At 36.5% G+C, this 24,579-nt stretch carries 20 protein-coding genes; 16 read left to right on the top strand and 4 right to left on the bottom strand.

Annotation, left to right across the window (positions count from 1 at the left end; genetic code table 11):
• Window positions 1-582 precede the first annotated feature (582 nt).
• Window positions 583-1,473 carry a helix-turn-helix domain-containing protein gene (locus OKS35_RS14420; RefSeq protein WP_264093350.1) on the top strand — a complete coding sequence of 297 codons (891 nt, stop codon included), beginning with the start codon at window positions 583-585 and terminating at the stop codon, window positions 1,471-1,473.
• 4 nt (window positions 1,474-1,477) lie between these two features.
• Here OKS35_RS14420 and OKS35_RS14415 read toward each other — a convergent pair whose 3' ends face one another.
• The 3 genes from OKS35_RS14415 to OKS35_RS14405 are packed head-to-tail and all read right to left on the bottom strand — an operon-like array spanning window position 1,478 to window position 3,472.
• Window positions 1,478-2,116 (bottom strand): O-methyltransferase, encoded by a 639-nt coding sequence (locus OKS35_RS14415; RefSeq protein WP_211781052.1) that lies wholly within the window; start codon window positions 2,114-2,116, stop codon window positions 1,478-1,480.
• Between the two features lies 1 nt (window position 2,117).
• Entirely contained in the window at window positions 2,118-2,372 is a 255-nt protein-coding gene (locus OKS35_RS14410; RefSeq protein WP_211781051.1) for a hypothetical protein, read from the bottom strand.
• A complete protein-coding gene (locus tag OKS35_RS14405; protein WP_211781050.1) occupies window positions 2,366-3,472 on the bottom strand; it encodes a ThiF family adenylyltransferase in 1,107 nt (368 codons plus the stop codon). The genes OKS35_RS14410 and OKS35_RS14405 overlap by 7 nt, the downstream gene beginning before the upstream one ends.
• A 621-nt stretch (window positions 3,473-4,093) precedes the next feature.
• Here OKS35_RS14405 and OKS35_RS14400 point away from each other — a divergent pair.
• From OKS35_RS14400 to OKS35_RS14345, 12 genes are all read left to right on the top strand, one after another.
• Window positions 4,094-5,851 carry a tetratricopeptide repeat protein gene (locus OKS35_RS14400; protein WP_264093349.1) on the top strand — a complete coding sequence of 586 codons (1,758 nt, stop codon included), beginning with the start codon at window positions 4,094-4,096 and terminating at the stop codon, window positions 5,849-5,851.
• Window positions 5,844-7,115 carry an MFS transporter gene (locus OKS35_RS14395; protein ID WP_211781048.1) on the top strand — a complete coding sequence of 424 codons (1,272 nt, stop codon included), beginning with the start codon at window positions 5,844-5,846 and terminating at the stop codon, window positions 7,113-7,115. The genes OKS35_RS14400 and OKS35_RS14395 overlap by 8 nt, the downstream gene beginning before the upstream one ends.
• A gap of 1,127 nt (window positions 7,116-8,242) precedes the next feature.
• On the top strand, window positions 8,243-9,679 hold the full coding sequence (locus tag OKS35_RS14390) for a hypothetical protein (protein ID WP_264093348.1): 1,437 nt from the start codon (window positions 8,243-8,245) through the stop codon (window positions 9,677-9,679).
• Between the two features lie 852 nt (window positions 9,680-10,531).
• Window positions 10,532-11,599: a hypothetical protein gene (locus tag OKS35_RS14385; RefSeq protein WP_264093347.1), complete on the top strand. Its 1,068-nt coding sequence runs from the start codon at window positions 10,532-10,534 to the stop codon at window positions 11,597-11,599.
• Window positions 11,600-12,188: 589 nt separating this feature from the next.
• Window positions 12,189-12,521, top strand: a complete 333-nt coding sequence (locus tag OKS35_RS14380; protein WP_264093346.1) for a hypothetical protein — start codon at window positions 12,189-12,191, stop codon at window positions 12,519-12,521.
• Between the two features lie 442 nt (window positions 12,522-12,963).
• A complete protein-coding gene (locus OKS35_RS14375) occupies window positions 12,964-13,746 on the top strand; it encodes a ParA family protein (RefSeq protein ID WP_214879376.1) in 783 nt (260 codons plus the stop codon).
• Complete coding sequence (locus OKS35_RS14370; RefSeq protein WP_214818839.1) at window positions 13,743-14,426, top strand: DUF3102 domain-containing protein; 684 nt, start codon at window positions 13,743-13,745, stop codon at window positions 14,424-14,426. The genes OKS35_RS14375 and OKS35_RS14370 overlap by 4 nt, the downstream gene beginning before the upstream one ends.
• A complete protein-coding gene (locus OKS35_RS14365) occupies window positions 14,423-15,199 on the top strand; it encodes a ParA family protein (protein ID WP_214691631.1) in 777 nt (258 codons plus the stop codon). The genes OKS35_RS14370 and OKS35_RS14365 overlap by 4 nt, the downstream gene beginning before the upstream one ends.
• Window positions 15,196-15,996 (top strand): hypothetical protein, encoded by an 801-nt coding sequence (locus tag OKS35_RS14360; RefSeq protein ID WP_264093344.1) that lies wholly within the window; start codon window positions 15,196-15,198, stop codon window positions 15,994-15,996. The genes OKS35_RS14365 and OKS35_RS14360 overlap by 4 nt, the downstream gene beginning before the upstream one ends.
• 200 nt (window positions 15,997-16,196) lie before the next feature.
• Window positions 16,197-17,387 (top strand): DUF262 domain-containing protein, encoded by a 1,191-nt coding sequence (locus OKS35_RS14355; protein ID WP_264093343.1) that lies wholly within the window; start codon window positions 16,197-16,199, stop codon window positions 17,385-17,387.
• On the top strand, window positions 17,384-18,838 hold the full coding sequence (locus tag OKS35_RS14350; RefSeq protein WP_264093342.1) for an ATP-dependent nuclease: 1,455 nt from the start codon (window positions 17,384-17,386) through the stop codon (window positions 18,836-18,838). Before OKS35_RS14355 ends, OKS35_RS14350 begins: the two co-directional genes overlap by 4 nt.
• 290 nt (window positions 18,839-19,128) lie before the next feature.
• Complete coding sequence (locus OKS35_RS14345) at window positions 19,129-20,007, top strand: Abi family protein (protein ID WP_264093341.1); 879 nt, start codon at window positions 19,129-19,131, stop codon at window positions 20,005-20,007.
• Between the two features lie 59 nt (window positions 20,008-20,066).
• On the opposite strand, the gene OKS35_RS14340 is transcribed toward OKS35_RS14345, so the two are convergent.
• Entirely contained in the window at window positions 20,067-20,813 is a 747-nt protein-coding gene (locus tag OKS35_RS14340) for a hypothetical protein (protein ID WP_264093340.1), read from the bottom strand.
• Window positions 20,814-20,971: 158 nt separating this feature from the next.
• Between OKS35_RS14340 and OKS35_RS14335 the strand changes: the two genes are divergently transcribed.
• The 3 genes from OKS35_RS14335 to OKS35_RS14325 are packed head-to-tail and all read left to right on the top strand — an operon-like array spanning window position 20,972 to window position 24,578.
• Window positions 20,972-22,153 (top strand): competence protein CoiA, encoded by a 1,182-nt coding sequence (locus OKS35_RS14335; protein ID WP_264093339.1) that lies wholly within the window; start codon window positions 20,972-20,974, stop codon window positions 22,151-22,153.
• 35 nt (window positions 22,154-22,188) lie between these two features.
• The gene (locus tag OKS35_RS14330; protein WP_264093338.1) at window positions 22,189-24,420 is read left to right on the top strand and encodes an AAA family ATPase; all 2,232 of its coding nucleotides are present in this window, start codon (window positions 22,189-22,191) and stop codon (window positions 24,418-24,420) included.
• Window positions 24,420-24,578: a hypothetical protein gene (locus tag OKS35_RS14325; RefSeq protein WP_264093337.1), complete on the top strand. Its 159-nt coding sequence runs from the start codon at window positions 24,420-24,422 to the stop codon at window positions 24,576-24,578. The genes OKS35_RS14330 and OKS35_RS14325 overlap by 1 nt, the downstream gene beginning before the upstream one ends.
• The last annotated feature ends 1 nt before the right edge of the window (window position 24,579 follow it).

Genomic DNA, 24,579 nt, shown 5'->3' with positions numbered 1-24,579 from the left:
TATAGGCCCGTTTCGAAGAAATAAAAATTTAGAACAACATCATTATACCTGCAAATGTCGAAATTCTTAAATGCTAAGCCACTCAGGAACATCAGATGTAGAAGCACTTAAGGGCGAGTGGAGAGATTTCTAGCTTCAGCAGACGGTCAGACAGGTCTATCAACCGCGTTTCCAAAGAAATGATGTCTTTCAAAAAAATTCAAGGACATCGTCGGGCAGACCGGGGCCCACGGCTTCATTTCAAGACAAATCATGATCACAGGCTACATGTATCGGACCCGAAAGCTTAAGAGTTGCTTTTGGCTCGGCCACCGCGCGGTCGACAAAAGAAAGATAAAACTTCATCATCGACGCCTACGTCGTTCCAAGAAAAGTTTATGACAGCATCTTCAGTAGTTCTTTAATTAAACTTCGTAAGGCAGATCTGAAAATGTAGAAACCGCCGTGTTTTTATAAGCTGGTTCTGAAAATGTTGGAGCGGTTGTAAAAAAACTAAAAATTACGATAATCGATACAATGGATTTTAATGTATTCATTTGGTATATTAACTCCTAGATTAAGTTATTTGGTGGTGGTTTAAGTATGCAGTTGGAGAAGCTAGGTTCCGAAATAAGTTCTTTAAGAAAAGAATTAGGGATCTCACAAAAACTATTGTGTGAAGATATTTGCACCCAGCCCACGATTAGTCTTATCGAACGAGGCGAAATGTTGCCCGGGTTGGATATCATCTACAAAATATCTTTGAAGCTTAAGAAACCTTTAAGCTATTTTCTTAATATTATGTTCGAAAATAATTACGAATATGTTCACGAGATGATTGTGTACATCGAGGAGCAATCTTTGTCTCAGCGATTTGATATTGTATATGAAATGGTGGCCAAAGAATTAGAACAGGTTTCGGAAAAGAATAACCCTTGGTTCTACCACTTTCTGCAATGGCAGCATACGCTCTGTCTTTTCTATCTGAAAAAAATCAACAGTACAGCTACAACCATCAAGTTAAAAGCTTTGCTGGCTCGGGAGTACAATCTAATTCTCAGCAAAGATTTTCTTCGCGAGCGCATTCTGAACTCGCTTGCTTTTATTTATGCACTGGAAAAAAACTACGACCTATCCATTTATTACTATGAAAAAATTGATTTTACCGAAACATACTCTTCTTCGCCAAGACTGGATCCCAAAATTTACAGATTAAGAGTTCTGTATAATAAGGCGAAAACTCTCTATGACATGAAACGCTATTCTGAAGCCACCCAAGTCATTGATGAAGGTATAGAAACTTCGCTCAAACTTGAAAACATGTCTCTGCTGGGTAATTTTTATTACTACAAAGGGCAATGTTGCGAGAAAACTGAAGAAAGTTTTGATGAAGCGAGTTTTTGTTACAAACAGGCTTTATTCTTCTTCTCTCTTTTAAAAAGAGAACTATATACAGACTTAGTAAAAAAACAAAAGGGCAGATTCTTAGTTTAAGTAGTTACTTTTTAATCGATATGGTAAGGCCGTCTTTTATAGGGATGAGGGCTGACTGCAGTTCAGAGCTATTATGAGTGTAAGTATTGTATTCTTTAATTATTTGAGTGCGCTGATCCGCATGCTCCCATCTGACCCGGCCTCCCCACATCGTATTATCCGCTATGATCATTCCGCCTTTTTTTACTTTAGGCAAGACTATTTTTAACGCTTCCATATAAAGCTCTTTATCCAAGTCAATAAAAACAATGTCGTATTCTTCCTCTGTATCTCGTGCAAAGGCCAGAGCATCGCCAACATGGAGTCTCACTTTATGCTGCAGATTTCCTTTCCTCAAGAACTCCTGCGCAGTCTTTGCATTTTCTTCTGATAAATCCGTATACGTTACCTTGCCTTCTTCAATCGACTCAGCAAACCAGAAAGTGCTGTACCCGATTGAAGATCCCAACTCTAAAATGTTTCGGGCTCCACTTATTTTTGTAAGAAGGCTTAAGAAGTTTCCTACTTCTGCGCTTGCTATCGGAGCATTGTGTGTAACAGCAAACTTTTCCATTTCTTTGATAATAGCGCTTCTGCTTTCTAGGTGAGAAAACAGGTATTTTCTTACGCCGGGTAGGCTTACGCTTTCAAGCATCAAATCCATATTATTCTACCTCCGTTGCAATTTTATATTGGGTTAAAACCTCACTGATATTATTCGGTTCGATTAAGTCCCCTCCAAGAGGATCAAATTGGAAAAACAGCATATCTGTCTCATGGCTCTCTGAATCCGAAATATAAATTAGGTACTGGCTGTCCCCTTCATGAAATACATCCATTAAAGTGAAATTCACCAATTCCTGCATTCCCATGTCTGCTTCAATTTTATTTAAAGCATCAAATCGGTTGTCTTCTAACATATTAATGACTCCTTTTTACTCCAACAGCTGCAGTTTTGATGTCGGCTTACTTCTTGATGTGTGACATCATTTGTGAAATGGTCAATCTGAACAATGTGGTTGAGAGATGCAATATTAGAATGGTTTATACCGGCCAGGAGTTTTATTAAATCAAAAGTCAGCATAGAAGCTAACAAGCTGGAATTAGCTAGAATACAGTCATTTTGCGCTCCGTATTTCCCGCTTAACAGTTGTATATATTTCTCTTTTGCTTCTTCAAACTGAAATATCTCCTGCTCTAAGCATTCGTAACAAGACGTAATGCCGGGAATGATTGTTTGAAACCGCGAAACATATTCGACCATATTAGAATACGACCAAATTGTGCCTGTTTTCATGCAGGCTGTATTGCACCACTGTAAAATTTTCAGGCTCGGTTGATCGGCAGCGCACAACAAGTAATCGCATTCATACTGCTCTAACATGCTTTCAATCTCACTGCTTGAATTCACTTTCTTATCAATTCCTATAAACTCAATTGAAGAATTAAACTCGGACAGTGCTCTTTGTGCAGCACTGACTTTTTTCATTCCTACATCTGCTTCCTTATAAAGAATTTGACGATTTAGATTCGAAATTTCAACTTCGTCATAATCGATTCCAATAATTTTTTTAACGCCGAATGATGCCAGATTATAGATGAGATTTGTTCCTGCGCCTCCTAACCCAATAATCATGACTGTAGAATCAACTATGTTCTGCAAATACTCGTACTTCTTATCTCCTTTTGCATCAAAGTTGGATAAAAAATTTAAATTTCTGCTCTGTCTTTCCTTATTTTCAATTTCCAGATCATTAGCAGCATCCTCCATTATGTATTCCACCTCAGAGAATTGCTGGATAATATTCATTAATTCCTCGGAAGAAATTTCATATCCTTCAGATTTTAAATTAGAATGGATGGATGCAAGATCGTTTGTGCCGTCGCAATAAAATAGAATGCTAGTAAACAAACCCTCTGTATCTTCAATTTCAATATTTGTATTTTCACAACTCCCAATTAAAATACCTTTATCGACGGGAACTGTCACAAGATGTTTTCTAATTCTTGGATATTTCAAGTTGTTTCCCCCTTAATAATTCCTGCACTTACTATTATCCATAAAAAGTATTATTTGTGTTTGAATATTAGTATCTTTATATTTATTTCCATAATGTTTGTTGTAAGTGGTTATTTTACAGAATATACTCATTTCATAACGTTAGAGGGAGGTCAAAACCATGAAAACTGTTGTCATCAAAAAGAACTCAGTTCGCGCTAAAGTTGTTCTCGGATACAACTAATAACTACTTTTTTACAATATTTTATTAAACGATAAGGAGGTCAAACTATGAAAACTGTCGTCATTAAGAAGAACTCAGTTCGTGCTAAAGTCGTTCTCGGATACAACTAATACTTAACATTCTTAAGTCTTTTACTTATCTATTACATAAGGAGGCCGAAAACTATGAAGACTGTCGTCATTAAGAAGAACTCAGTTCGCGCTAAGGTTGTACTCGGATACAACTAATACTTAACATTCTTAAGTCATTCACTATCAACTGCATAAGGAGGCTGAAAACTATGAAAACTGTTGTCATCAAAAAGAACTCAGTTCGCGCTAAGGTTGTTCTTGGCTATAACTAAAAAAAAAAGAAGAGCTTCTAGCTCTTCTTTTACTATATAAGGAGGCATACATACGATGAACAAAATCAATATCTCAGTAACATTTCAAAAAAACTCATTAGGATTTGAGAACCTTAAACCCTTGCTGGACTATTTATATCCTTATTATCTGGAAATGCGGTCAGAAATTGAATTGGCATTAGACTGGGAACATTCCCGTTATTTCTTCCCTGTTGACCGCGACGTCCAATCGCCGAAGCAGAGCATTACTTCCTCTGTAGGTTTTTCAGAGCGGATTCGATTCTATCAATTCAGCAAAGTGCAATATCCCGTATTTTTTTTATGCGATGTATTAGCGACGGTAGCAGAGAATCAGAATGATGACCGCCGGTTGGAAGTTTCTTTTTATAACCTGAAAGACACGAACGAAGCAGAAAGAATGTTTCTTAAAACATTAACTGAGCGGATACAAATTCAAAAGCCTAAAAATCTCGTTTTAAATTTTGAAAACAACGCAGATTATTTTTCTGCAACGAATGGCAAACGGGAATACCTTACGCAAGATCTTCACTGGGACTCAGCACTTATAAAAGAGAAGTTTCAGTTTTACATCAGCCTTGGAATGCATGAGGATGCCATTCGCTTGGGCAACCTTTATCTTCAGAGACATCCGGAAAATTATGAAATGCACATGTTTACCGGGCTTGCCTATGTATTATTTGATATGCCTGAGAAAGGAGAAGACAAATATCTTCATGTTCTCGAACATTCAAACGACCCGAAACTGATAGCAGATATTTATTACTGTCTTGCCATGTTGTATATGCGACACAACGACAAAAACAATCTGGATTTTGAAAAATCGCAACAGTACCTTGAACTCGGTAGAAAAACCATTCAGCATAACAAAGAAGCACTGGGATTGGACTATACATACCTTTTCGTCTTTAACAGAAATGGAAGAGCTTTGGCAGAATTTAAAAAAGGAAACTTTGAACTGGCTCATCAATATTGTGAAGATGGTCATCGGACCTTGTTTAAAGCATACGGGTCAGAACCTCATATACTGCACAGATCTGTGCTAATTTACAATTGCACATTGACAAGCAAGGCGCTCCGAAACGATTTGCAGACGAAATTGTATTATGATTTGCTGTTGACTATCGATCCCTATTATCCTGATTACTGGTATGACAAGTTTAAATTTGAAAGTCGGATTGGGGATCTTGAAAATGCCGAGTTCAGTATAAACCGGGCTCTCGAGCTGAATCCTTACAACTCTTCCTATTATATTGAAAAAGCCGAGTTCTTAACTCAATATGCTTATCCCCAGTCGGCAATTGAGGATAGTTATTCTAAGGCGCTTAAAATTAATCCCATGCATGAAGAAGCTTTGGTAAATTATTCAGCCTTTCTGCTGGAACACAACAAAAATGAGGCAGTAATGGAACTGTTAAGCAGCAGAAAAGCATTTCTCTCTGCTGATGCGAAAAGCAACTTAGCCCTGGCTTATTTGAACGTAGAGGATACAGACCGGGCGATTGCTTTATATGAAAGCTTATTAGCAGATGCACCAAAAGCTGACTGGCTGGCTAACCTCTCTGTTTGCTACTACTCTCAGCAACGTCATGGTGCAGCATTAAAGTCTATAAACGACGCTATGGAACATGATCCTGACAATCCGAGCTATATTTACAATAAAGCTTTTTTGCTGAAGGAATTGTATTCTATTGAAGAAGCCTCACGCTACATTCAGAAAGTAAAAGAAACGTATAAAGAAGAAAATTTTATTGAAGAGCTATCACAGCTTTTAGAGGAACCTGCTAATGTCTAAAATCTTAAATCAATTAAAAATTAATTCTGATTTTGTCAATCTGTTAAAAAACAACAGTGATTTCAACAAATTGTTCTGGGCCCGAACCTTATCACTGATTGGTACTCAGATGCAACGGTTCGGGCTGCCGTGGCTCGTCTATGAAATTTCTGGATCTGCAGCATTGATGGCTGTAAACTTTACTGTTTCTCTACTTCCAGGCCTGTTGTTCGGATTTACTGGAGGAGTAATAGCCGATCGCTATGACCGGAAGAAAATCATGTTCTGGGGAGATTTAATTGCAGCGGTCATTACCTTTTTGTATTTTATGACCTATCTGTTCTCCATTTCTGTAGGCGCATCCGGATTGTTTATTCTAACATTTATTCTTTCTAGTCTGGCCGCCTTGTATACTCCTTCCTTTGATGCTGCACTGCCTAACATTGTAGAAAAGAAAGACATTGTTAACGCCAACAGTTTATTTAATGTGGCAAGATCTTTTATCAGTTTGGGCGGGCCGATGGTTGCCGGTATTTTAATCGGTTTCATGGGACCATGGACTAATATCATGATAAATGCTGTCTCTTTTCTGATTTCCTCTCTGTTGATTTTGGCGATCAAACAGCAATTGAATGCTATTCAGATAAATGAGAAGAGCAGTATGCGGTCTGACTTTAACAACAGTTTGAGCTATATCAAAAACCAAACGTGGCTTTATTATGGTCTATTTATTACATTCGGCCTCTTTTTGGCCACAGGTAGCGTAGGCAGCCTGATTCAGTATTATCTTTTAGAAGTATTGAATGTAAAAGGGTTTATGTTCGGATTCTCCTTCACACTCTTTGAATTTATTCCAATGCTTCTAATGGGCATATATGCTCCGGTGTTAGCAAAGAAATATGAATACGAGACCTTGATCTTTTGGGGGACATTGATATTTGCTTTGAGTATTGTAGCGATGGGAGCGACTACTGTCTATGCAGCGGTTATACTTTCAGGTATGATTCTTAACGCTTCTGCAGTGCTAGTTCTAATCAGCTGGAATACGATGATTCAAGTTAGAGTGCCTAACCATATGCTCGGTAAAATATCAGGAGTGGCAATTACTATTCAATCGGTATCTTTGCCGATCGGCGGGGCTATTTCATCCCTGCTGGTGATTTACATCTCTGCTCAATGGACACTGATAACATTTGGCCTTCTAGCAGCATTAATTTCCTTGTCGACGCTTAGCACGCCTTTCCTGAAACCAGCAAAAAATGAAGAGAACATTAAAGCGGGCTAAGAGTAAGTGTAAGAATAACGCCATTAACAAATCTCAGCAAGCAGTTATATGCCATTTTTAGGTGTATTTACTGCTTGTTTTTATTTTTTGTGCAATCAGAATAGATATGAAAAAGCATATAAACATTTAATAGTATATTGACGAATCAGGTCGCAAAATAGGAGTGATTCGTCTTTTTTGTAGATTTTGATTTCTTGAGACGTTCTACCTCCATAGAATTCAAGAAATACTATGTGGACTTTCCTTTCAGTCCAACAGGTTGGCCAACTTCTTCATGTTTGTGGTGGCTACAACCAGATTGGTGTGCTGGTTCTTCATGATTTCTTTGTAAAAGGTGAAACTAAGACCCGCGGAGATTCTTCGCGTCGGTTCATCCGGCTAGATGAAAACTTCTCGAGGAGGGCAGAAACAGTACACAACAGTACACAATAGAGAAATCGATTAGGTGTTCGAACTTTCGACTTTCGGAAGAGGTGACCCTACGGGAGCAGCTGGTCTAACGTGATTTTTGGCGTGATACATCCGGGTTTCTCCTTTTGGATAACGAACAAACGTGGTATTTAACTTCTCGTGTCCCCGGTTTGGACCGATTCGGAGTATATACAGGGCTTTTTTTTGAGGCCATCCAAGGACGGCTTCTTGTGTTGCTCGCACAACGGCACATCGATTCCTGCTGGAAAGAAACTCAACGGGACTCAAATTGCGATGCGATTCCGGGGTTGCCTCCGGAAAACAAGGGCGCCAGAAAGGTGAACAATATTATTCAAATTAGTAGCCCAGATGATTCTGTTCTCAATTTTAAGAATAGACGTTTTCTAGATTCCTGTTTTATTTTCTGTCAGTCAATATGTCTTCCTAAAACATATTTAATGTCTTTTGGATATCTAAATACTTCCCCTTTCATTTAGAAAATCATTATTGAATTTTCTCCATACAAATAAATAAAATAACCACGTGAATATATCTGTCTAACTAATTTCACATCGTGATTAACTTATTCTTTAGAAAGTATGCGCCGGCGCATACTTTTACGGTAATTGAAATAAATATTATTTAGAAAGATATTTAATTACAAAAGTATGCACTTTTACAAATGTGCTATATTTAGTGAAGAAGAGGTGATTAATATGGAGAACCATTCATCCTCCAACAGCCGCTCGCAACAACTCATTATTTCTCAAGCGGTCAATACGATAAAGCAACATGGTATGGAAGAGATCCTCCATAGCGCATCCATTTTTGATATTCATGAATTTGTCTCAACGCTCTATCAGGAGCACTATGCGCTTGAAAATATCGAAAACGCCTATAAGAAGGTTCGTTATTACTCTTTTATGAAATTAAAACGTCGCTGGGTGAAAACAGCCGTGCGAAACTATCAAGAGAATCGTGGTTATAATAAAGAACTTCGCGCCAAACATGACATGATCTCAGCTTATGTAAAAGTTGCAGGCTTTGAAGGACTCTACAAAGAGTTTCACGTGAAAACCATTGAAGACTATATGAATCTCTGTATCACCGAGATTGAAGAGTGGGCAGAAGATCCAAATCAACTAATCCATACGTATCCGTACTGGTCTCAAAAAACCGTCAATCAAAAAACTACGACGTTAAAAACAGATGTGCTCATGATTTTAGGGGAAGTTGCAAAGGAAATTGATTCAACCAAGCGTGTAGCACATCATTCACCAACACTCGCTGTTGATATTCCATTTTTCGGGATATCTGATCGCATCAAAAATAAAACAGATCAACTTGATGAGAAGCTCAATGAAGCATCACAGCTTAACCTCGAGCTTTTAAACTACGACTCGGTCGTCCCGAAATATAAAGATGGCGTCCCACAGAACCTTTCTGTTCTAGTTAGTAAAGAGTTTATTCAAGAGTTAAATGGCAAAGTACCTGATCTAGACGCTAAAGACTTCGAGGCTTTCACCGAAATCCTGTCATATCGGGATATCTCGTTCCAAACGAGTCGCAAAATCATCTTCCCACTCGTTCAATTAGTTGAAAAACTCTATGCTAACAAGAGTGGAAAAAGCTATGAATTAACAACAAAACGCCTTATGAAACTTGGGTATTATCGAGTAGCTGGGCACAATGAAGAAGGCGATTTCTTTATCCGTGGCCTCTTCTCTTCCGTTACCATCAAGAACGCCACAACCCTTGCGGATAGTCAGGTCATCGTCACAGTAGCTGAAGAAGTGTATGATGATTTACTCAAGCAGCAAATCGTCAGTATCTATGGTGAACAGATTGAACAGTTGAAAGGGAGCTTTGCCTATCATTTGGCATTCGTTCTTCAAAAAGAACGCATTGCGTCGCTTCAGACAGGAGAGCAAAGCCCGGTTCGTCGGCATTGGCGTCAATTTACTTATTCGATTCGCTTCAATAAATCACGAAAGTCAGAGAACTTGCGGGAACTTGAGGCAAATCTTGATCGCATTAAAGAACATGAATTTATTTTAAAAGACTGGCATCGTTCGGGCGACTACTATTTCTTCACGTTTTACCCGCTCGAATCATGGGAGTTATTAAATCATCCCGATACATTGCTACTTTAATAGAAACAAAACATAGAAGAAGCCTACTATATTGAAGGCTTCTTCTTTTCTATGCTTACTCTATAGTTTATGTTTCACATGGAACGTTTTTAGATGAAGTGATGATTAAATACAGGTGAGTGCCAGTATTTAATTATCAGCTGTATCCTATCAAACTACATTTATGCGATTTGGACAAATCATTTTTTTAATTAGTTGCATAATCTTGTCATACTGAAATGACACTTATGAGTAATTTAGAAAGACTATTCTTACCTAATTGTTCGCTTTAGGGTGAAATGATTCGTAAAAGTACGTACTGAAACGACATTTTTAATTGAATTTGGTCGCAAATTGCCGTACTAAATTGACATGGCTCTTAATTTGGTCGCAGATCATCGTACTGAAACGACATTTAATTGGTTTTTGTCGCAATTTGTCGTACTGAAACGACACTTTTCAACTTTTTGATGAAAAACCAAAAAAAGTTTAAGTGTCTGTCTCTTAAAAATGGTCGCAAATTATCGTACTGAAACCGCATTTTCGATTGTTTTGGTCGTGAATCGTCGTACTGAAACGACACTTTTATTAAAATGGTCGCAAACCGTCGTACTGAAACGACATTTTGACTACTTTTCGTATAAAATTTTTACTCTGAATCACTCTCAAATGGCTTTCTTAAGCAATTCCTCCTAATTTGGTCGCAAACCATCGTACTGAAATGACACATTTTTATAGCTCTAAAATGGCTTAACATCAACGTTTCATCAAATTTGGTCGCGATACATCGTACCAAACCCACACTTTGACACTATCTCGAAAGAACAAGATACTAAAACTAGCATATTTTAGGATAGAGGAGGTGAAGGGTACGTGGCTTACAAAAACCGTCACATTTTAGTTGCAAACAAACTACTCGTCGCGATGAGTGGCTTAACTCGTTGGACGAAACGAGCTGATCACTATCGCTATGAACAGCATCACTATAACATCCCTACATGCTTCACTTCTTTTAAGTGGACAAAGTCACGGATTCGCCATGTCCTCACACTTCTTTCTTATGCAGATGACCAAGGTAAGATTGAGTTTATGGAAGATACAGAGCTTGCTTCTTCCGCTCATACGTCTGTCCGTTCTTTACATAATAACTTAAAAACATTTGAGAGCCATGGCTTGTTACGGCTTGTCCGGCATTTCCCTGGAGTGCTCTCGATTGAACTAACCGATTATCTTGAGAATTATCGTGATCTTTATTTTGACGGAGCCTCTGTCGTTTCGAAGACAGGGTACACGTCTATTTGGCATGATCTTCTTTCCGAACTGCTCACGCTTGATAACGTGAACGCTTTGCGTCTTGCGTTACGTACACTCGTACAAGTTGAAAAAGATATCCATGTTCAATCAAATGACCAAGCTATCCTTACCTATGACGAGATTAAAGGCTTCTTGCCTAAATACTGTGGCCACAAACTTGCCATTCAAAAGATGATGGATCGTTTGAAGTTCCTTCAAGTGTCCCTTGTAGAGGACAGCCGTCATTTCTTAAATGTGGTGAAGCAAAATCTCACGCTTAAAAAACGCGTTCAAGATATTACACGTCCAGTCCTCGTTGAATTGACGTTAGACAAATCTCAAGACAGTAAAGTGATCCGAGAACAAGAGCGTTCAGACGCTCAAATTGCTTGGTTCGAGTTGCGTAAGCGTGTTGGTGAGTTCTTCGATTTCGATGTATTAAAAGTAAGCCGTGAATCTCTCTACTCAATGAGTGATACGTTCGGTGCATTAGCGTTCCGTGAAGTCTTGGCTGACTTGAAACAAGCGTTTCTTCACCATCGTGAAGACTTAATTCATTCAAGTGAGCATCAACTCTTCTTCAATGAGCCGATTCTTTACCTTCATCAACAACTAAAACATAAAGTGGAAAAATTGACGATCGCATGATGGTCTTTTTGGCATGCCTCATTTTGAAAAATTGTATGAAAACATCTCGAATCTATATCCATTGTTGATTCATTCCATCAAAAGGCATCGTATATGACCTGTGTTTAATAAGGTCATTTTTATATTTTACATCTCTGGAAAAAAATCAAATACAATCGTTTTTATTTCAAATATATAGTGAATAAAATTGGCTGTTGGAGATGATTTATCAAAAAAGAAATGAAAAAAAAATAGCCCCTTTGAATAAAAGAAACTATAGCTGACATATTTACAATCTTCTTAATCTCTCAAAAACGTTGGTGTCAAAAGGATTTTCAGACTTTCATTTTTCCTAATTCTTTTAATCTATCTTTAATTCTTATTCATTCTATTTAATCTTTTTTATTCATAAGAATATGGTTTTGTATTCTTCTCTTAATCGATTAGATCTGAGCGTTTGATTACATGTACATTCTCTAACGACTTAAATCATAGTAAGCGTTCAAAAAACCGTTCATACAATATCATGAAGATGTCACATCCATGATGACTTATTCCTATATACCCCTCATACAATAAAGTATATATCATCTTCTAGGAGGTCTTTCCTATGAAACGAAGTATTCGCTATGATGTTGATTATGTATTCGCTGGTTTTGACAATATTGAAAAGTATGGACATTGGACATATCATGATGAGATTACAGATTTAGAACTTAAAAACGCAGGAGAAAATATTGAGAATCTCGTATTTACGGGTCAAATGTTAGATGAAATTTTTGCAACTGAAATTTTCTATCAGTGCGTGACACAAATACTCGGTGCCCCTTGTGTCACAACCAATGCGATATTTGAACATTTACATAACGAAGATGACGGTGTCTATACACTAGGATCACTCTCTGTTTCGCTGATGGAACCAACCTATCAATTTGACATGTAAATGTATTCTTCATTAGAGCTACACGATTGTCTTCGCTTTTATTTGATCTCATCTTATCTATCCATATTCGGTGTTTTTAACTTTAAATATGTATAGCCAGAAACTGTATGCTCCTTTAGTATCCACATATCCTGATAAGGGCTTAGCTCAAGTTGCTATGTTTTATTCATTCACTAATTTCAAATTCGAAGACTATAACCCAAGGTTGTAGTCTTTTTTCTATTTCAAATAGTAAAACACTCTTGAGGTGAAAGTCGAAAGTATACATTTCGACGTCGAAATGTATACAAATCAGATAGTAAATTTAAGAGTATAAAACAAGTATACAAACTATTTTTAATTTGTATACAAATTATTTATTTAAATATGTCAGTTGTTCATTATTTTTAGTTGTTCCATAAAATAGAGTGTGGCATCATAAGAACTAGAAAGGGGAGAGGACATGAACATATTAACGTTTTACATTTCGAAAGGTGGATCTGGTAAAACCACCTGTTCCTTGAACATGGCCTATGCATTAGGAGAGTTAGGGGAACGTGTTCTTCTCATTGATTTAGATCCCCAGGGTTCTCTTAGCAAACTAATGTTAAAAGAATCCGATACGATCAAATACATGACTATGTTTGATGTACATACACGAAATTTAGATATCAAAGATATTCTATTTGATGACGAAACGTATCATGTCAGTCTTCTTCCTTCAAATGAACGAAATGCAAGGTTAATCAACTTACTCTCTGAGCAAGATAAGCTCTTCTTATTAAAAGATATGATTGCACCGCTCGAAGATGAATTTGATTGGGTCATCTTAGATTCAGTTCCTTCGATCAACGAACTCTCAAAAGTTGTCTTGTCGACTGCCAATACGACCATTATTCCATTTATGCCGAAAAAGCTTGTCTTTGATCAGCTAGGAAGTACCATTCGCACCGTACAAAAGGTGAAAAAATTCTATAATCCTGATTTAGAGATTGCCGGGGTCTTGCCTGTGGCGATGGACCATACGTTAAAAGCCGATAAAGAATACTTCGAAGCAATGGAACAAATTGCGTTGACTGAATCGTTGACTATTTTACCTGTCATCAAACGATCGACATTTATTGAAAAAGCAGCAGATAGCGGAAAAAGTGTCATTCAATACCGCTCCAGAGAATCAAAACAGTTATCTGAACCGTTTCGAGAGTTGGCACAAAAGATCCGAACAGCCAGAGGTGATTCTCTATGAAGGCCAGAAATCGTAACATTCATAAAATCAAACCGAGTGAGCAACACCCTTATCAGAGCGGTTTAACGAATATCAGTTCACTGGTTCAAAAGCTGCCAATTTCAAAAGAAGTTGAAGACCTCGTTCACGAAATCAATGAACTCGCCAAAGTACAAACCATTTCCGTATTTGAGATTGGCAAACGTCTAGTGATCGCCCGTTCTGAGATGCATGATAAAAAAGAGTGGGGGACGTTTTTAGAAGCGGTCTCCATGTCCGCCTCACTTGCCTCACGATATATAAAAGCCTATGAGACGCTGCATCCACTCGAGGCATCGCTAACAAGTCTACCAGCATCCAAAATTTTTGAACTCATGTATCTCGATAATGTCGACGAGGTCGTCGAGCAAGGACTATATATTAATGGTGAAAGAAGACAGGTCGAAGAACTCACGGTCAAACAGATCCGTGATCTTCGAAAAGGGAACACTCATACACCCCTTAAAGTGAAACCTTTTCAGCAAGAGAAAAAGTCATCTTCGATCTTGTCCGCGCGTATTCCAAGTGATCTTTCGGAACAATTTCAACAGTATGCCCATGCACATAATCGTAGTGTCAGTGAGTTACTAGCTGAAATGATTGAACGAACTGTATCAGACAATATAATTGAAGCCACAGATGAACAAGGAGAACAGTCATGAAGAAAATCGCATTGTACAATCGTAAAGGTGGAGTTGGAAAATCAACGACAACCATCAATTTAGCTCATGCCTACGCACGGGATGGCTTACGTGTACTCGTGATTGATGCAGATGATCAGGCGTCTTCAACGAATGGATTAGGTCTGACGAACGACTATGAAGGGAAAGTGCTATTGGATTGTCTACTCGAAGACAACGATCCATTTTATACACCGATTGAACAAGTCATTGTCACTTGTGAATATGAGACTGGAACGATTTACTTAGTTCCGACAAGACGGTCTGCTTCACCGAGTGATTTAACGAGTCAAATCGGTTATGAGTACCGACTCAGTGAAGAGTTGGCCAAACTAGATGAACTATTTGATATTTGTTTAATTGATTGTCCTGGTTCGACGTCAGCGTTGAATCCTTATGCGCGCTGCGCTCTTGTCGCACAAGATCGAATTATCATGCCTGTACAGATGCAAAAGTTTTCGATGGATGCGGTATACTCGGCTCCTGAAGAGTTAGAAGAAATGAAACGATTCCGAGAAGATATTCATATCGCAGCGTTTATACCGACAATGGTCAGCGCACGCTCTAAAGGGGATACGACGACGGTAGAGGAACTTGAAGAACTCGGGAAAGAGGTTGGGATTCCAGTTCTCACAACGATTCCATATGCCGTTAAGGTACAAACCCTACAACGGGAATCTAGACCAGTGATCGACCATAAAAGTCCCGCAACGGATGCTTATTTACAACTTGCCCAGGAGGTACTTTCTCTATGAGTCGCCCTCGAAAAAAACATACACCAAAAATTTCAACATTCAGTGCCAATTTACCTGTGAAACAAAGTACACAATCTAGTGAAGATCGTACGGATCAAGTGGAAGCGGTCAAAGAATTTTCTGCAACGACGACCATCACGAATCCGTATCAATCCTTACCAGCAACCGGGCTTTCTCGTATTATCACAAAAAAACTGCCCGAAGATATCGAAGGCATTGTTCAATACTATAATCACATTGATGCGATTCAGGCGACGAGTTTTGTCGAAAAATGTCGTATTCTTGCGCATGCAAATAGCCTGTTCCGTGATCCGGAAACAAAAAAGGAATTTAAACAAGAAGAGGGAAATTGGAAAGACTTCTTAGCGAAGATTGGGATGTCTCATTCCCAAGTGAATCGTTTCGTTTCTTTTTGGAATACGTTTGGTCCGAATATTTTAGAAAAAACGATTGAACAAGATTTCAGTGCGACCAAGTTAGCGGAACTCTTGTCATGGCCGGAAGATCCAAAGCTCGCATTACTCGAGAGTAAGAAATATTACACAGCAAATGGGGACAAAACAGTTTATGAAATGACACGTGAAGAATTGCGTGAAGTGAAGCGTATGTTGATCGAGCGTCAAGAGCAGCGCGTCATTGAAGCTGATTCTCCCACTGTAAAACCTATGAAGGTCCATATTCGATTTTCAGATTTAACGGATCCATTATATGTTGGATTAACACAAGCTGCTAAAAAAGAACATGTGTCTGAAGATGAAATTATTCGGCGTGCGCTTAGTAAATACCTGGATACATAATGATAATAATGATTACAGATATGACTTTCTATAGGTTAGTAAATATATTTATGAATACTTGATTATAAGTTTCTAAATCAAAATTTAACCTCCGAGAACATATATATAAGGTTTATTTAGATAATTTTTATAAAAGTGATTGATATAATTAGATATACAATTTTTTTAAATCAGATATTTTCTTTAAAGGAGATGTTTTTATGAAACTAAATCCGTCAGATCCGGATATTGAAACAATAGTTAAAAGAATTGAAAAAGGTAGGCTGAATCTTCAACCGGATTTTCAAAGGGGAGAAGTTTGGAATACTGGTAAGAAAAAAAGATTAATTGATAGTATCTTAAGAGGCTGGCATATTCCGCCTATACATATTGTGGATACTGACTCGGGTCCATTAGAAGTTTTGGATGGTCAACAGCGTTTAGCCGCTATCAGAGATTTTGTTTTAAATAAATTTAAAATAGATGGAGAAATAGCTCCCTCTGATGAAAAAATAAGAGAACTGAATGGAATGAGCTATAAAGATTTACCTGACGATATAAGAGATGATTTTGACAGTTTTCCCATAAGAGTTTTTACTATAACTGAATATTTACCAAGTGAACCTTCAGAATTATTCCATAGACTTAATCAGTTAACAAATTTAACTCCGGCCGAACAGAGAAACGCTTACTATGGTAAAGCAAGAGAACAAGTCAAAAAAATAGTTGAAACTCTTAGTACAGTAACAGATATTGATAAAAGAATTGGATTCTCTAATTCGAGAATGAATTATGATGAAGTAATAGCTAGATTTTTAGTATATATTGAGAATAATACATTGACTGTAAAAGTGACCTCAAACGAGTTAACGAATTATTATAGAAGTGAAGATGGATTTTCAAATAGAACTATCAGATTTGCAGATGAGACGATCAAAATTTTGATAGACTTGCTTAACGTGACCAATGAAAACTTTAAATTTAATAAAGCTACATTACTTAGTTGGTTGCTTTTTATCTATAGATCATTAATAAATAACTATTCATTTATAAGCGATTTAGTTAATTTGGAGAAAATAATTATTCAATTTGAAAGTAACAGAAAAGCGGATTTTTCTTTTGCTCAATCTTTGCCTAATCTTTTTGATGACATGAACAGCTTAATTGACATGAAAGATTTAATTAACATTTTTAACGATCGTTCTGCTTCAAGGGTTGCGGATGTTTCATCTGTTCAGTTAAGAGACTATATTTTATTTATGTTTGCATATTCTCAAAATAACGAATATTTCGACAAAATATACACTTTTAATAACACTATTAGTCAGTTAGCCGCATCATCAAAAGATAGTACTCTTGAAGAATTGTTAATTGAAATTATTAATGATTCAGACTGGAGTGAGTTTCGATGAGGTCTGCTAGAGTAGATGATACGTGGAGAAGGCTGTCAAAAAAAAAATATTCAACTAAAATTGAAAGTATTGAAATAACGAAATTAAATCGATTTTATGATCAAACAATTCACTTTTCAGGTTCAATTACTGCATTATGTGGTTTGAACGGTTCAGGAAAATCTACATTCTTGCATTCGATTTATTTATTAATAAGTAAATCGAATGGTACTGAGGAAATGGAAGACACATATAAGAGAATTAACTTTAACAAGCTAGAAGGGATTTTGAGTCATAATAACGATGAAATTGAGATTAATTATAGTAAAGATGAATCATCTGATGAGGAGATTTTAAAAACTGAAATTAATTTGGCATTTTTAGATACGTCTTACCAAGTCCCTAGCTTGATTAAGCGCTTTGCTGAATTTAGAGATATTGAAAGTTTATTAGATGGTTCAGATCCAGTGGTGTTGGATAATGACGAAATAAAACATATTAATTATATTCTAGGAAAAGAATATTCAGTATGTGAGATTTATGAATTAGAACTTGATGACAAAATCTTTCCTTATTTTAGGGTGAGCGATAATAGTCTTAATTATGGAACAGAAAATATGGGGCATGGAGAAGTAGCAGCCTTATATATCTATTGGAAATTAAAAAGTTCTAGAAATAATTCTATTTTTTTAATCGAAGAACCGGAAACTTATTTATCTACTCTTTCTCAAAAAAAAATTATGAATGTGATAGCAAACTTTTCTTTACAAAAAAGTTTAACTGTAATTTTAACAACTCATTCATCAGAAATATTAACTAAAATACCTGTTCAAGATATAAAATTATTTATTGAAGATTTTAATAATCGGTTAATTCAATTGAGTAATGCTGTTGATCGAAGAGAGTATTTATCTTCCCTAGGATTAACACCTCCGAAGAAAGGTGTAATATTAGTAGAAGATAATGTAGCAGCAATTGTTCTAGAGCATTTATTAATGAGTAGGGCTAGAAATATAGATTTGGATTACGAAATTGTAAAATGGAAATCAGAGAGTGAAATTCAAACGACTCTTAAAAATTTTCCAATAGATATTTCTTGGTTCAATTTATACGGTGTTTTTGATGGGGATCAAAGAGATAACGTTAAAATAATTGAAAGAAGTATATCTCGAGACAGATTTGCATTTTTGCCAGGAAAACACCCATTTGAAGTTCAATGTCAGAAAATTATAAATGACAATGTAAATAAATTTTCAGACTATTCCAGAGTGGAAATAAGAAAAATAAATGAAGCTTTGAAATTAATAAAAGGCGAAGATATTCATGACTGGCTACTTGATTTGTCTAAACATCTCAGACTCGATCTCAGTAATTTAGTTAAAATTTGTTTTGATATTAGTATGGAAGTTGATTTAGATTTCAAAAATGATGAAAAAGCATCTTTCGAAGACATAAGCAAATTTTTTCGATGAAATTTATATTAATAAAATTGATATCTTTTAATTTTTAAATTGATTGTATTGGAGAGGTAAGTGGACTTCTATTTTTAAAAATTTCCGATTTTGATGACAAGTAATATCTAATAAATAAACTAAACTTGATTTGTCGAACATTATACAAGTATTTGAATGAATCCTGAGACAACCTAAGAAATAGACAATATATCGTGGATTTGTTATATTATTCGTAACAGAACCCACCACGCCTCTTCACAATGCGGACCACGGTGGGTCATTTTTTTTATACTAATGGGGGCAAGGACATGGATTCTAGGGAGCCTAACCAGTTAAAAGTACCAAAAACATACGAAGAACAAGTATCTATTTTAAAAGAGCGTGGTCTACATATTGAAAGTGAGCGAAAGGCTATAGAAGTACTTAAACGGATCAATTACTATCGTTTGACCGCATACGGATTAACACTGAAGACGAGTGATAAAGCAGATCAATTTAAGTCTGGAATTTCATTTGAACATATTTTAAAGCTCTACGAATTCGATAAAGAACTGAGACTTTTGTTGTTAGATGCAATTGAAAGTATTGAAACTGCGTTTCGCGCTCATATCGCTTATTATCATGCGCATACGTATGGTGCAGTTGCTTACAAAGACCCTACGCACTTTAAAAATGAAACGTATCATGCTAAGTTTTTGAATAATCTTGAACGTTCACTTAAAGAAAACGAGCGGGAACTCTTTGTGAAGCATCATCATACAAAATATCAAAGTAATTTTCCGATATGGGTAGCCATTGAAGTCCTGTCCTTTTCAACACTCTCCATGATGTTTAAGAACTTACATAATCAAGACAAGCAAACGATTTCTAAAGAACACTATTCGATGGATTTTAAATACATTGAAAGCTGGTTATATACATTGACCATGATTCGGAATATCTGTGCACACCATGGGCGGTTATATGGTAAAACGTTAACGATTCGACCTCAAGTATTTGCGAACGTTAAAAAAGAACTTTCAAATGAACGAATCTTTATTGTGTTCTTTATCATTTCAAAACTGTTGACTTCAAACGAACGGAACGTATTTGTAGACAAGCTTACTCACCTTTTAGACACATACGCAGCCTTTATTGATTATAAACAGTTAGGTATTCCTCAAAGGTGGAAAAAATATTTCGAATAACTGTATAGATGGAAAGGGACGAAGAAGTCGTCAATATGCGACTTCTTCGTCCCTTTTTGTTACGAATTATTCTGTTGAAGGTTTCGTTCCCGAAGAACAGCAAGCTCTACCTGTTCTTGTAGTCGATGTTCAAACGCTTCCTTCTCGCGTCGAAGAAGTTGCACTTCTAAGTGAAGTTTTTGATTCTCTTCTTCGAGTTGTTCACTCCGACGTGTTTTGCTTTTTAATTCATCTACAGCATCCATTAAACTTTGGTTTTGACGATTTAATTGTTTTTGACTCTCTTCTAATTTTCGAATAGACCCTTCCAAATCAAAGATCGTCTTTTTATGAACCTTCAACTCTTCTTTCGCTGATTGTTTCTCAGTCTCTAGTGCATTTAGTAAGTTTTGTTTATCTGTATGTAGTTGGTCCAATTGCTGTTGAAGTTGTTCTAGCTCTTCCTGATGTTGCATGACTTTAGCTTCATATTCTCGATGAAGGTCTTCACTTTCCTTCACAATACTGTCTTCAAGTTCACGTATCGTTTCAGTATATTGAATTGTCATGCGTTGAGTTTCTTTTTGTTGCTTCTCTAATCGAAGAGCTCGTTCATGAAAGAGTGAAGTAATCTGATTAAGTGTAGTTTCAAGTACATTATTCTCTTCATCGATTAATGGGTCTGGTGATTGTTTATCAGCTAATTGAATAAACTCTTCAAATAATTGATTCGTCGTTAGTTGTCGTTCTTGCATTAAACGTTGAATATGTTCTGTCACTTCTTCAGAGACACGAAATGATTTTACTTTTGTTTCGTTTGAGGCCATATCCTATTCACTCCACGTCATTTTTTTTTAGTATACCATACCGCATGTATCCCATTATAAACTCGAAATCCTATGAACCTAAGACGAAAAAAATAAAGGGTTTGCCTCATGAAAAAGGTAAAATTATACTTATCATCGATTTGGAGGATACATATTAAATGATTAAGTTGAGTTATGCAAAGAACGGATCACGACTCTTTCATATTTCAGAGGTGCATGACCGCGATAAATTGTATACATGTCCATTTTGCAATGAGCAAGTTCTGTTTAAAAAAGGCGAAGCACGCGAACATCATTTTGCACATGCAGCACACTCAAATTGTTCCGCATCACAAGAAACGATACTACATTTTCATACAAAGCATTACCTTGCAGATTTGATTAGTGGATCAAGTACATTAAACGTCGAATTTCAATTTTTATGGAGTGATCACTCTAAAGTACTAAAAGATTTAAGCGAAATGATACCCATCCAAAATGAAGGGACGATACAACTTTATGATATTTTGGAATACTACGGTTATTTTCCGGAGATTGGAGAAATCGAGAGAAAAGTAGGACCTTATATCGTGGATGTGTTTGCAGCGAATGAGGAACTACAAAATAGTATTTGTTTTGAGATATTCGTAAGTCATCAAATTGAACCTGAAAAGCGAGCCTATTTTATTGAACATCAAATCCCATTCATGGAGCTAATTCCAAAACAATTCAGTGCAACACATATCGAATTTAAACTTCACGATTATTATCTACCCGGTTTCTTTGACGAGAAAGTGAATCAAATGGAATCAAATGTACTGAAGTATTTATTCAATACATATAAACAAGACTTACATATGCAGCTTATACAAGAAGAGAGTATTTTACCTGAGCTCCATTTAAAAAAGCGAGCTGTTCAAGCATTGAGAAAAGAGCTACTCGATCAACCCGAGATCGGAATGAATAATCAGAAAGTGTTAGAAGGTGCACATTATCTCATGTGCCAAGCGCATAATGCTGTGATTAAAAAAGAGGTCACAGTGAAAAATATTCGTTACGGAAAATCAAAGGCCGGGAAGCCTTTCTTAACCATTAATGATGGTAGGTACTTTGTTGCAGCGGAGACGAACATATTTTATGACTTATTAAATAAGATGATGCGAAGAGCAGAAGTAACAGCTTATATTGGGGGATGGAATGATTTATCGCGAGATCAAATTATAGGATTTGATTTCCCTATCCCAAATCTCGACAAAGTTGAAAATGCAGCAAATAGAATTGTAGATCGAACACTAAATGAATTTGAATTTAAAATTGAACAAAGACTTCGTCAAATAGAATCAAATGAAGTGAATGAGTAAGGTCAAATAAATGAAAAAGGTGGAATCATACGAGGATGAACTCTGAGATTAATTTTAATGCGATTCTAACGCACTTATCTAAGTACGCAGGCGAGAAATATACAAGTCCAGATCGAGTACCATTAGAAATCAAAGATGAAATGATAGAACGGAAAAAGAGCGGTGGGAGAGTCGCTGATGAATTACATAAATTATCAAAAGCATTTGCGAGTATGTATGATTTAATTCCCCCTTCAAAATCTAAATGGTTAGATGGTTCGAATACAGCGATTCGTTCTTATCTATGGGCGCAACTAAAACAAGAAGATCATGTACATATTCCAACTAGTCTTTCAATATTTGCTGAAAAAGTTCAGGAACAGGTACAGTTCAGGTTATCAATTGAGTTAAAACAAGAAGGGGTAACCGAGGAAGATAGAGAAAGACATCACCGTTTACTAGATTATCCACTTCCAGAAGACACACATTACTCATATGTCATATCAACTGATCAAACGTTAGGCTTCATGAACAGTGATGAAACTGCAGAAGAAATTCGAACTAAAATAAACTCAAAAGAGTATAAGAAAGTACAGCTCGTGTACATGCTATCTTCATCCGAGATCGAAGAACGTGAATATTCAAATGAAAACATTTTTGAAGAGCTATCAAAGGCTTTTGAGACACTGAAACAATGCTATGACTACATTATTAAAGATACTCCCCCTTCTGACCAACAATCGCTAAAAATCGGAAACACTAAGGAGAGTCAGTCGATGTACGATAAAAATATTATTCTGTATGGACCGCCTGGAACCGGTAAAACGTATCATACCGTTTTATATGCAGTAAGTATTATTGAACATATCTCGTTAGAAGCTCTTCAAAATGAGTCTTATGATGACGTATTGAAGCGATACAATAGCTACAAAGTTAAAAACAGGATCGCGTTTACAACTTTCCATCAATCATATGGATATGAAGAGTTTATAGAGGGGATCAAACCAACTCTAGATAGTGAACAGATTCAAATTGAGTATCAAATTCAGCCAGGAATTTTCAAAGGTTTTTGTGAAACTGCTAGTGAACCTGGGGATTTTTTAACGTCCTATGGAATTAAACGAAATGCACAGATTTGGAAAGTCTCTCTCGGTGGAAGTGGCATGAATGAATTAAAACGTGATTGTTTTGAGAATAATCGAATCCGAATTGGATGGGATCACTTTGGAGAAAACCTATTAGGCGCAACAAAAGAACCAGAAGGAACTGTAAAAGATATTCTAAATAACTTTCAAAATGAAATGGAGGAAGGGGATATTGTTTTATCCTTAAGTGATCAAAAACACATTGATGCGATCGGAGTCATTATAGGTGCGCCTGAATGGTTAGACTCTAAAGAGAATAATTTAAAAGATAAGAACAATCATGAAATTACTCATTATAAACGTAGTAGAAAAGTAAAATGGCTCGCTAAAGATATACATGAAAACATATTCGATTTGAACGGCGGAAAGGTTCTGGTTCAAAAAACTGTATACAAATTAAATCGATTAACGTTGCAAGACATACAAACTATTTTACAGCCACATATGCCGCAGCAAGGGCTGGATACATCAAAAAATAGAGAACCCTATGTTTTCATTATTGATGAAATTAACCGAGGAAACATTTCAAAAATTTTAGGCGAACTAATCACACTCATTGAACCTTCGAAACGTATCGGGGCGGATGAAGAAATGAAAGTCCAACTTCCTTATTCAAAAACTGAATTTGGTGTTCCCGATAACATATACATTTTAGGAACGATGAATACCGCGGATCGATCCATTGCATTGATGGACACTGCACTGAGAAGAAGGTTTCAATTCATTGAAATGATGCCAGATGAGAATGTCTTAGCCGGAGTAATCGTCGACTCAATTCGTGTAGAAGACATGTTGAGAGCGATGAATCAACGAATCGAAGTGCTATATGACCGTGAGCATATGTTAGGACATGCATACTTTGTATCACTCAAGAGTAATCCGACACTTGAAGCGTTGAGTAGTATTTTTATCAATTCAATCATTCCATTGCTACAAGAATACTTCTATGAGGATTATAGTAAGATTCAAATGGTTCTAGGCGATAATGCAAAAGAAGATTCTCTCAAATTTATTCGAGAGTCTGACGTAAACGTTCAATATGTTTTTAAAGGCAATCCAGAAATTGACTTACTGGAGAAGCAATATACTTTGCAACGATCGGCCTTTTCTAATTCAGCAAGCTATCGAGAGATTTATGAATAATGGTAAAAGCTAAAGTCATTGAAGTGTTAGAGTATGATACTTTAGCGGTTGGTACCGGTCCTAATAGGATTGATCAAAAATCATTCGATCAACTAGAGCAAATTGTTCTCCAGATGAATGTCACATTTGGAGACTCAGCAGCGATTGACTTTTTGTGAC

The sequence above is a fragment of the Exiguobacterium sp. N5 genome (genome assembly GCF_025842465.1).
Lineage (GTDB): Bacteria > Bacillota > Bacilli > Exiguobacteriales > Exiguobacteriaceae > Exiguobacterium > Exiguobacterium profundum.
This window is presented reverse-complemented; position numbering and strand designations above follow the sequence as displayed.